This window comes from Candidatus Similichlamydia epinepheli, from assembly GCF_003056015.1.
This window is the reverse complement of record NZ_PPEU01000029.1, coordinates 1-9971: the sequence shown is the minus strand read 5'-3', so window position 1 is coordinate 9971 and position 9971 is coordinate 1. Positions and strand designations below refer to the sequence as shown.

Here is a 9971-nt window from a genome sequence, read left to right as displayed (position 1 = left end):
TAAAAACATGGAAGAAGTCATTAACTCGAACTTTACTGTTCATCAAATCAATAAAAAGACGTTGATCTTGATGAATGGTAATCCATTCAATGAAAATACCATTCTTCACATCGTCAAAAGTAGATCGAATCAATGCCCCAATTGTTTTATGAGTTTCATAGAAGCGACAAGTTTTGGACAGAACAGAAGCATTGCTTTTTACGACATAAGTAGCGTTTTGCAGATGTTCTTGACCAGCAAGTGTTAGATTGTCAAAGTAACATTTAGGATTGTCTACAATGACGAACAGCGCCTTATCTGATAAAGCCGCATCTTTACACCATCCAAGAAGCTCAGTTTCGTTATTTGCGAAACCTGTCACAAAGACACCTCCCTCTGCCGAAGTAACCTTCTCAAAGTGCGAGGCAATGTCTGTATCACTGCAAATGGAAATATCCTCAGATTCTCTAAAATTAGAAACAATCCGATCTTCAAAATTGTAACTTTTATAACTATTGACTTTTGATTCTCTTTCAGTATACAAACCGGGTCCAAGGCGAACCTCCGGATCTACGAAAAAATCGTCTGCATCTTTCGGTATTTCTGAATGCTCATTACAGTGAACGCTAGAGCACACCTTATTATCTTTTAAATCCTCATCAAAGTAGACATTTTTGATGAAGTCGACAAAAGATTCCAAGAAAACACTATCTGAGGATTCGAGTTGATAAATAGGGAAAAGGACTAGCGCCAGAACTTTAACCTGAAGTATCAACTTAGACACTGAAATCATTTTGGAACCTGAAATGGACATAAGAAGAAAACCAAACCTTGCATTAGAACACCTCAAAACGAACAACAATTTGACTTCTTGAAGACAAACAGGCGATGGCTCATTTTACAAATATTTATATTTTTACTTCATCTGAAATCAACGAGCTTTCTAACACGAATCACAATTTAGACTATTTCATGATTAGACGTTCCTTATACAGTTGTACCTAAATCATTTAATTTTATTTTTTCGAATCAAAATCTGTATTGCTTTGCTGCTTAGAGACCTCTTTTGGAGCATTTACCAAATTTAAGAAGAACATCTTGAGTGACTCTCTATAAGTCATAACTTTCTCAAGAATCTCTGGCTTGTCATCCAAAACCAGCCAGTGAATGACCAACTCACCCTCCTTACTTATTTCCATAGGACAAGCAAGTACAATACTTGAGTTCTCTCCATCCTCAATCGGTATTCGAAAACTATTACGTATAACTTCTGAAGTTGACCTTAAGATAAAAACTTCACTCTGTAACCGCTTTATAGATTTTTCAGATAGATGTTTGACCGGTGTTGCATTAGAGGAAAGCATTATCATCAAACATTTTGATTGGTCTAGCCCTTTTTTTGCCCACTTCATTATCTCACATTCAGAATTTACAAAATTAACCATGAGAATATTAGCGTGTCGTTCGGAACCGTCTTTTGCCCATTCCTCCTCCTTAATGAAAAGATCTGACATTTGTGTCTCTGAACCTTCTATCCCCAAAAGAATGGCGCATGGTATGAAAGCACATGTCACAAGCAAAGAAAAAATAGTTCGTTTCAAAGCGCGAAGCGTCACAATCGGCTGAAAATTAATGAACATAGGTATGGCACCGCAATTTGTAGCTAATTAATTTTTATAGAAAAATGGGAAATTGTGCTGGAGGGGGGAGGGAACGACCCTCGGATAGACTGAGACAGTAAACATCAAGCTAGATGGAGAGTAACGTCTCAATAATGATTGTAGCATAATTTGTTTTATTTCAGATCGATGATCTGACAAAGAGTCACTCCCCCGAAGAAAACTTAAACTAGCGTCACATGCTTAGTCTTTTTCTTCCTCTTTCCTCCTTCCTTGGGGGAAGAATCAGGCGAAGTGCTGGTGCTTTGATCACTATCTTGTCCGCCAACTGCACCATGTACTTCAGAATTATCAGAAAACCTAGAATCAGGCTGCGTACTAGAAGTCATCTCTACGGAAGAAGGGCTACCATTTGCAGAAAAGAAACTGTAGAGGTTTCTACTAGCAACTCTATAAGGGCCAAGTCTTTCAAAAGGGCCACCATTTTCACCTGGAACTTCAATAATTACTACACCACCGTCATTATCTACTGCGTCTTCCAATGCATCTTCCAAAGAAAAACTTCCTTGAGAATCTACACTATCAGATCTTGCATCGAAAAAAGTGTCAGAAAATTCTTCAGGTGGAGGGACAATAAATGAACCTGTTCCACGAGTTGATTCCATATCAGATGGTGCATCGAAGAAAACCTCTTCTTCTTCCTCTTCTTCCTCTTCCTCTTCTTGAATAGTTGGCATTGCAATTGAAACGCTGTTTGACATACTCATTGAGGCTTGAGAAGCGACAAATATTTGTTCTGAAACTTCCGTCCGCTGTAAAGGCTCCATCTGAACAATTGTTGATGTGCTAGGAGCCTCAGCCGATGTAGTAGGGACAACGACATCATATAAACTTTCCTCATCTTCAACACTTGGATGTCTCAAAATAGAAGGAATAGCAATTCTGGCATTGAACCTCTCTGAGATTTCTCTATCTTCGATTAGCTCTCTAATCCTTATCCCATGACTTCTGATGTTGAAAAACCTGTTAACGCAGCACAAAATATTCATTATGTGACAAGTCAACAAAGTGACCTCTGGACCAAGTTCATCGATTAAGAAATTACCAGGAATTAACCCTCCACCTTCTGGAATATCTGAGCGATTGCTGGGCGTTGTTACAAAAGCTGAACTTGTAGATGGAGCAACTGAGGAGCTGGTAAGTGGTGAAGCTGTTGCAGAAGTTGTTGCATTTGAATTTTGATTCGTCTCAACCCTACTAGGTCTGTCAACCACTGCAGCATAAGATAAGACACTAATCGCATACATTGACAGAAGCATTGAAAGTAGCAATGCCCGACCACTACTCAATATATCTCCCCAATCACTTGGATTTTCTCTCAACAGCCTGTCAATAGGCACAAGTTTCCCGCGAACTTGACATACCCTTGTCGAATTTCTAAGTTCCTCTGCTCCTGAATTTCCCATTGCTCGCAGACGAGACATAATAGCACCAGACAAACGCCTAAAACGTCCTTGTGGAGGAGGAGTAGAAGCTCCGTCTACACTATCTTCATTATTGCCGCCCCCTCCAAAAGACCTAGCAATTTTGGATATAAAAAAAGAAATGCCATTCAAAGGATTAGAGGAAAATAGAACTTGTGCGGTGAATGCAGTTGCGGCAGCAACAGAGTAACCAACCCAATCTGATCTAGTGCTAGCTAGAGTGCTCACAAGGAATGCTGCTGCAGCTAAACTTACCCCTGCAGTTAATCCCCTAACTACTTTTTGTGCATGCCCGTTTCCACTCCTCAAAATTGAATCCACTTCACGGCCAAAAGCGCATGAATAATCAGAATTCAAAGGCCCAGTATCCGAAGAAGGACTTTCTCTGCGTTGATTCCCTCGACTATCATCGGCTTGGGATGTACTAGCTAGAAAAGCAGAAACACTCCCTATTAAATCACCTGCTGGAAGACTTGCTCTGCGTTGGTTCGTTCGATCATTATTGACTTGGGACATATTCTCAAGTAGCACAGAAATATCCGCCTGTAAATTACCTGCTGGAAGACTTACTCTGCGTTGATTCCCCCGATTACTATTGACTGGGAATGCATTATCAAATAGCAAGGCATTCGTCTGTAAATCATCTGGTAAAAAACTTACTCTTCGTTGATGCCCTCGACCATGACTACTATTGGCTTGAGACATTCTGTCGAGTAGCAAAGAAACATCAGCCTGTAGATCACCTGCTGGAAGACTTACTCTCCTGCGTTGATTCCCTCGACTATTATCGGCTTGGGATGTACTACTAGCTAGAAAAGCAGAAACATCAGCCTGTAAATTACTTTCCGGAAGACTTGATCTGCGTTGCCTCCTTCCACCATGATTAATATCGACTTGAGATGTACTACCAGAAGCGTTTGCATGCACATCTGATGGGTCGATTCTTAATACCCTAACATTACGCCCCATCAAAATTGGAGTTTCTATAACTGCCATATTTAATGTGTCTGGAACATCTGATCCATGCTGCACAGACGCAGATTCAGAAGAGGAACTCTCAGCATCAACTTGCTCAGATATTGTAGTAACTGTAGAAGGCGGAGTTGGATTGGGATTAATTCTATTAATCATAAGAATACCTCAGAGCAAAAAGATACGAGAAAAAGACAAGAAATTTTGGAAATTAAAGATTGTTCTTTAACAAGAGAAAACGGCGAAATCCGTCAGAGAAGATTTTTTTAAATAGAAGGAAAAAAGTGGGAATCGCCTTAGAACAAGGCAATAGGAAATTTAGCAAAAGCTCATAACGCACAAGCTTTATAAAAAGAATTATAAAACTTAAATTAAAAAAAATCTACCCTCTTAATAAAAATTATTAAATAGACCCTGAGATAATTTTTATTGAGCAATAAAAAACTTGATTTTTCCATATTTAGAACATCGGGACTTTCTAATCATAAATTGGTATCCTTCCACCAAGTGTAGGATAGGGGTGATCGTGTTGGATTCGTTTTTGTTCCTTTCTAATTTGAAAAAATCCCTAAACGGAATTTGCATAATCGACATCCGTGAGCTGTCTGTGAAGCGAGGAGAGATTTTTTCTATATTAGGACCAAGCGGAAGTGGAAAAACTTCGTTATTAAGAATGATCGCTGGATTTGAAACTCCAGATTCAGGATCAATCGTGCTAGCGTCAGAAGATATTACAAGTTTACCTGCAAACAAACGCAAAGTTAACACCATATTCCAAAGCTATGCTTTATTCCCGCATTTAACTGTTCTGGAAAACATTGAATTCGGAATGAAAGTGCAAGGAGCCCCTCACAAAGAGAGAGAAGAGGCCGCAAATCGAATGCTTTCTCTTATTCAAATGAGCGAACACGCGCAAAAATTACCTGAAGAGTTAAGTGGAGGGCAAAAGCAGCGAGTGGCAATTGGTAGAGCATTAATCATGAAGCCACAGGTGCTTCTATTAGATGAGCCTTTAGCTGCTTTAGATTTGAAATTAAGACAAAAGATGCTTCTTGAACTTGATCAAATTCATGACGAAGTGGAGATTACGTTCCTATTTGTAACTCACGATCAATCAGAAGCAATGGGGATAAGTGATCGTATTGCTATCATGAATAAAGGGAAAATTGAACAAATCGGAACACCTGCAGAAATTTACGAAGCACCTAAGAATAGATTTGTTGCTGCATTCATTGGAGACACAAATTTTTTTAAAGGAGAAGTCAAGCATCACAATTTCGATGATTATTTTTTAGTAGATGTAGCTGAGTTTGGGCAACTTACGTGCTACAAAGACCGTCACCTTCTCAATGGCTCTTCAATATGCTTAAGTGTTCGTCCTGAAAAGTTTTATATCAGTCTAGAAAAACCAAACAGGCCACCACTCGATAACGTTATTTCAGGTCAAGTCGAAGACATTATCTATTTAGGATCTCATACTAAATATTGGATCCGCGTAGGCTCACATAGAATATCCGTTCTTCGGCAACACAACCATTTCTTGCTCGATGAACAACGTATCGAATGGGGTAATCAAGTTTGGTTGTCTTGGTCTGCAGATGATGGATATATTTTAGAAGGCATGCAAGACGAAGATGGAATATAGAAGTGAAGAGCATACATTCTAGAAAAAGATGTTTATATGAGCTTCTTGGGTTCATTCCAATTTTGATATGGAATGGTACTTTTTTTATTGTTCCTCTACTAACAGTTGTATGGGTCGCATTTCACGAAGCAAATATCTATGGAGAAATACTAGCTGGATGGACTTTCTCTACATTTGTTGCGGCCTTCCAAACACCTAACTTTCTTGCTATACTAGTTCGCACTCTTATTATCAGTGCAATATGTTGTCTTATTTCAGTTGGATTGGCAATACCAACCGGTTATTACATCGCTACCCTTCCACGACATAAAAGGCTTAGAGTCATCTTCTTGATAATGAACGTCTTTTGGACAAGTTTTCTTCTTAGAATATTTTGTTGGAAAATCCTTCTACATCCGGAAGGATTTTTAAAGTCACTTCTTGTTTATTTAAGACTAATCTCCCCAGAAAGTGTCTTGCTGTACTCTAAAGGAGCCGTTTTACTAACGATGATTCATGTTTCGATTCCATTCGCTGTGCTGCCGATTTATGCATCAGCAGATCGTTTTGATTTTTCTCTTATGGAAGCAGCATCTGATTTGGGAGCTTCTACAATTTACGCCTTTCTTTATATCTTCATTCCTGGAATTAAATTTGGCATATTACAATCATTAGTAACAGTTTTCTTGCAGACAATTAGCTCTTATGCTTTTTCGAGCCTTATAGGTGGGACATCGTGTGAAATGATCGGAAACAAAATAGTCCGACAGATACTATTACAACGCAACCTTCCGATTGGATCAGCTGTATCTTTGATCAGTTCTTTCGTAGCAATTTTCTGCACGTTACTTTTCTACAAATTTTTCAATAATACCAGTAGAAAAATGGACAACTAATATGCCAATGAAAAGATGTACTCGCGTCATTGCATGGAGCGTTATTGGATTTTGCTACGCTCCTATTTTTGTTCTTGTGGTCAACTCGTTCAATGTTTGCCGATCTGGTGCAGAGTGGGGTGGGTTTACACTAAAATGGTACAAAGGACTTTTATCTGAAGGCTCAATCTGGGTCGCAATGAGAAATTCCATTTTTATCGCCTGCTTATCAACTATTATTTCTGTTCCTATTGGAACCTGTGCTGCTTTATCATGCCATTTTTCTAAAAACTGGCCACTAAAACAAGCTACGTTCTTTTTGAACAAAATGATTCTTACTGTACCAGACTTGCAATTAGCCGTTGGACTCTTACTCTTTTTTTCTTTTGTCAAAGCTGGACTAGGAATTGTAACTATTATTGTTGCACATTCGGTTTTCTCAATTGTCTACGTGCTGCAATCAATTTTTTCTAGGCTCGCTCTAATCGATTTTTCCATGATAGAAGCCGCTCAAGACTTGGGGGCACCGCCCAAAACAATATTAACAGAAATAATTTTGCCTCTCATACGACCTACAATCATCGCCAGCTCTATTCTTGCATTCACAATTTCTATTGACGAGTTTGTACTAACCTTCTTTTTGTCCGGACCAACTTCACCAACTCTTCCCCTTGAAATTTATGGAATGATACGTAATGGATTCCCCCCAATCGTAGATACCCTCGCAGTCCTAATGTTAGGATTTTCATTAATCACTTCATGGGCCTTTCAAAAAATTTCAAACGATCGGTAACCCCATCATAAAAGCACGAAGATAGAAATGTAATGCTACAAGTAAGACATTACTCAACATTCCAAAAGCAAGATCTAAAAGAGCAAAACTCGCTGTCCAACTTTCCAAAAGCGCCAACATTGTGCAATTGAAAACCATATATACAAACCCACCTAACAAATTAGCCTCGAACAAAGCTCTTTGAAATGAGGGATCATAGCGAAGAATCCAATAAAGATTAGCTAAATCAAAAGACAACCACACCGGAATCATCCACAAAACCAACACAGAAGATTTTTTCGGAATGCCAAGATTAGAAAATATAGACTCTCTGGAAACTAACCAAAACCAAAGAAACCCAAGCGCAGCTCTCACGCAAGAAGTAAGCAAAGAGGCAAAGAGACAAATCATAAATTTCCCCCAGCCCAACCTTTTTAAGAGATGCCCAAGATAGGATTTGAACCTATACGCCTCTCGGCACCAGATCCTAAGTCTGACGTGTCTACCAATTTCACCACCTGGGCCTATGCAGGAAGGTGACCATTCTCACACGATAGTCCCTACTGGTCAAGAAAGAATCCACTGGAACCTGACTTCTCAACTAAAAGACAGTCCGGAGTTCGAACCATCCTCAGTCCTGGTATTGATGCAAACAGTCGAGGCAACAACCCACGTAATTCAACACCTTGTGGAGCGACTTCTCTTTGAATAAGTTGGAGAACATAATCAAATTTGTATAACTGTCCGCGCTTATAAAAGCAGAGATTTAAAAGTTCAAATAGATCATGTAAAAACTGAATTTTTTCGTGACCTATAACGTACCAAGTTACACCTTCACACCATTTAAGTTTCACCGCATGTAAATATGGTCCCCAAATAAAAGAGTCCCACATAAACCCTCTTACTAAGACATTTTTTAAAATAGGGCCAAGCGAAGGCTCCTCCGAGCGCAAGGACATCCAATAATTAATCTCTTCAGCAGTCCCAATTCCTCCCCTTTCGCGAAGCCATGGAACAAGAAGATGATTTGTAACAGTTTGAAGAACGTTCTCTAACCAGCGAACAAGCGCAACATATGTAGAAGGGCTGAGTGAAGCGGATTGATCTACCAAGTAAGAAGAGAGTCGAGTCAATTCTTCATCTAATAATGAATCGATACCTCTCGGAGAAGAGCAAGTTGCCAATTCAGTCAAGATTAGAACAAGAAGCTTTCTGTTCTCAAACAAAAGCGTTCTTTTCAGAACACTTCTCTTTTCTAATTCATTTCTTAGGCATTCCCAATCAGACTGTGTTAACGATCCTTGTAAAGAAAGAAAATTAGGTTGATCTAATATATCCCTAATTCTAAGAAATCCAGATCGATAAAGAAATTTAGATAAACTTTTAGGCAATGGAAGAACGTCAATGCGTTTCTCCATCTCCAAAGAAGGGAGCTCCAGCAGGGAAAAAGATTTTTCATTAACTCCCTCCTTTAATGAAATCCCTTCAAAAGACTTGGTATTGTTTGTACACTTCGTCATGTTCATCTCTAGCTGTCAACGTTCCGTATGACTACTTTACACATCGACGAACTTCCATTTTATCCAGAGAGACTCTAACAGAGATCTAGGAGGCAACCCGCGACGAGACACCTCCTTAGCCTGAGCAAGAGCATGCGCTACATGCAAAGTAGGGATTCTCAACCCGGGAGATGATGATATCAGAGACTCTAGCAAGCTCTCCCAAAAAAGCTCCAGCCTTTCCATTTGATGATCAAGCACTTCTGACTTGCCGCAAGCCAACCTTTCGAGACGCATCAAATTTTCGAGAAAAACGTCACCTGGGACAGGAAGTTCTCTTGTCAAAGAGTCAATCACGTCATACCAACCCTCAGAAAAGAAGGCGAGTCTACATGCAATCGATCCAGGAGATCCCAGCAAAGGAAGCCTTCGCCCCATCTCACCTGGAGGAAGTTCGATTTTATTCTGTTTTAAAACATCCAATGTCTCTTGCAAACTCAAAAGATGAAATCGAAGACGAATGCAACGAGAAAGAATTGTAGGAAGAACACGTTCTGGAAAACTCGAGACCAAAACTATGATCGAATTGGCATGCGGAGGTTCTTCCAAAATTTTTAATAGATGAGACGCTGTTGCTGTTGTAAGCCTGTCCACATCATTAAAAATGAAACAAGATGTTGAACTATTCCAAGGATAAAGATGTACAAACGAGCAAAAATTACCAATCTCAGCTACGGAATACGTATGCATTTGACCAGTAGGCTCAAAAGTTTGAATTGCATAACTGGGAGTAGTAAGCTTCGCTAAGTATCGCGCAGCAAGCCATTTCCCAACCCCCTTAGGTCCCTCAAAAAGGAGTACGCGAGGACGATGCTTACAAATATTTTGTGCTATTTTTAAAACGTTCACGTGCCCAATAAGTTTCATGAACTCCACATCCGCTCAGCGCTCCTTTAGATCTTCCAAATTTGAAAGAGAAACAAATTATATTTTTTTGATGCAGCATCTGCTCTTCAATACTTGCAAAGCATCTTGCAGAAGCTCTTTAGATGACTTTTCCCCTTCTAGTAAAACCATCCTGTGTGGAGCGCTTTGAGCTAGCCTTTGATATCCATTGCGCACCCTCTCATGGAAAGAATACGAACGA

The 9971-nt window shown here is 39.5% G+C and carries 9 protein-coding genes and 1 tRNA gene; 3 read left to right on the top strand and 7 right to left on the bottom strand.

Annotated elements, in window-relative coordinates:
- The 3 genes from GCCT14_RS02595 to GCCT14_RS02585 form a co-directional block, all read right to left on the bottom strand.
- Nucleotides 1–763: hypothetical protein (locus tag GCCT14_RS02595; protein ID WP_192875482.1), on the bottom strand; the 763-nt coding region annotated here is incomplete at its 3' end.
- Between the two features lie 232 nt (nt 764–995).
- Nucleotides 996–1619: a hypothetical protein gene (locus GCCT14_RS02590; protein WP_108624116.1), complete on the bottom strand. Its 624-nt coding sequence runs from the start codon at nt 1617–1619 to the stop codon at nt 996–998.
- A gap of 203 nt (nt 1620–1822) precedes the next feature.
- Complete coding sequence (locus GCCT14_RS02585) at nt 1823–4213, bottom strand: hypothetical protein (protein WP_108624115.1); 2391 nt, start codon at nt 4211–4213, stop codon at nt 1823–1825.
- Nucleotides 4214–4580: 367 nt separating this feature from the next.
- Here GCCT14_RS02585 and GCCT14_RS02580 point away from each other — a divergent pair, with 367 nt between their 5' ends.
- The 3 genes from GCCT14_RS02580 to GCCT14_RS02570 are packed head-to-tail and all read left to right on the top strand — an operon-like array spanning nt 4581 to nt 7346.
- A complete protein-coding gene (locus tag GCCT14_RS02580) occupies nt 4581–5699 on the top strand; it encodes an ABC transporter ATP-binding protein (RefSeq protein ID WP_239978358.1) in 1119 nt (372 codons plus the stop codon).
- A gap of 2 nt (nt 5700–5701) precedes the next feature.
- Nucleotides 5702–6574: an ABC transporter permease gene (locus GCCT14_RS02575; protein ID WP_157952516.1), complete on the top strand. Its 873-nt coding sequence runs from the start codon at nt 5702–5704 to the stop codon at nt 6572–6574.
- 1 nt (nt 6575) lies between these two features.
- Nucleotides 6576–7346, top strand: coding sequence for an ABC transporter permease (locus tag GCCT14_RS02570; RefSeq protein WP_108624113.1), 771 nt, complete (start codon nt 6576–6578; stop codon nt 7344–7346).
- Here GCCT14_RS02570 and GCCT14_RS02565 read toward each other — a convergent pair.
- From GCCT14_RS02565 to GCCT14_RS02550, 4 genes are all read right to left on the bottom strand, one after another.
- Entirely contained in the window at nt 7332–7736 is a 405-nt protein-coding gene (locus GCCT14_RS02565; RefSeq protein WP_108624112.1) for a DUF2177 family protein, read from the bottom strand. The two genes, GCCT14_RS02570 and GCCT14_RS02565, sit on opposite strands and share 15 nt — an antisense overlap.
- 31 nt (nt 7737–7767) lie before the next feature.
- Nucleotides 7768–7849, bottom strand: a tRNA-Leu gene (locus tag GCCT14_RS02560).
- Nucleotides 7850–7885: 36 nt separating this feature from the next.
- Nucleotides 7886–8845: a hypothetical protein gene (locus GCCT14_RS02555; RefSeq protein WP_157952515.1), complete on the bottom strand. Its 960-nt coding sequence runs from the start codon at nt 8843–8845 to the stop codon at nt 7886–7888.
- Between the two features lie 36 nt (nt 8846–8881).
- A complete protein-coding gene (locus tag GCCT14_RS02550; RefSeq protein WP_108624110.1) occupies nt 8882–9751 on the bottom strand; it encodes an AAA family ATPase in 870 nt (289 codons plus the stop codon).
- Between the last annotated feature and the right edge of the window lie 220 nt (nt 9752–9971).

Bases quoted from the DNA above. Each gene is read 5' to 3' on its own strand.
- GCCT14_RS02590 (WP_108624116.1), bottom strand. From the start codon at position 1,619: ATGTTCATTAATTTTCAGCCGATTGTGACGCTTCGCGCTTTGAAACGA.
- GCCT14_RS02585 (WP_108624115.1), bottom strand. From the start codon at position 4,213: ATGATTAATAGAATTAATCCCAATCCAACTCCGCCTTCTACAGTTACT.
- GCCT14_RS02570 (WP_108624113.1), top strand. From the start codon at position 6,576: ATGCCAATGAAAAGATGTACTCGCGTCATTGCATGGAGCGTTATTGGA.
- GCCT14_RS02565 (WP_108624112.1), bottom strand. From the start codon at position 7,736: ATGATTTGTCTCTTTGCCTCTTTGCTTACTTCTTGCGTGAGAGCTGCG.
- GCCT14_RS02555 (WP_157952515.1), bottom strand. From the start codon at position 8,845: ATGACGAAGTGTACAAACAATACCAAGTCTTTTGAAGGGATTTCATTA.
- GCCT14_RS02550 (WP_108624110.1), bottom strand. From the start codon at position 9,751: ATGAAACTTATTGGGCACGTGAACGTTTTAAAAATAGCACAAAATATT.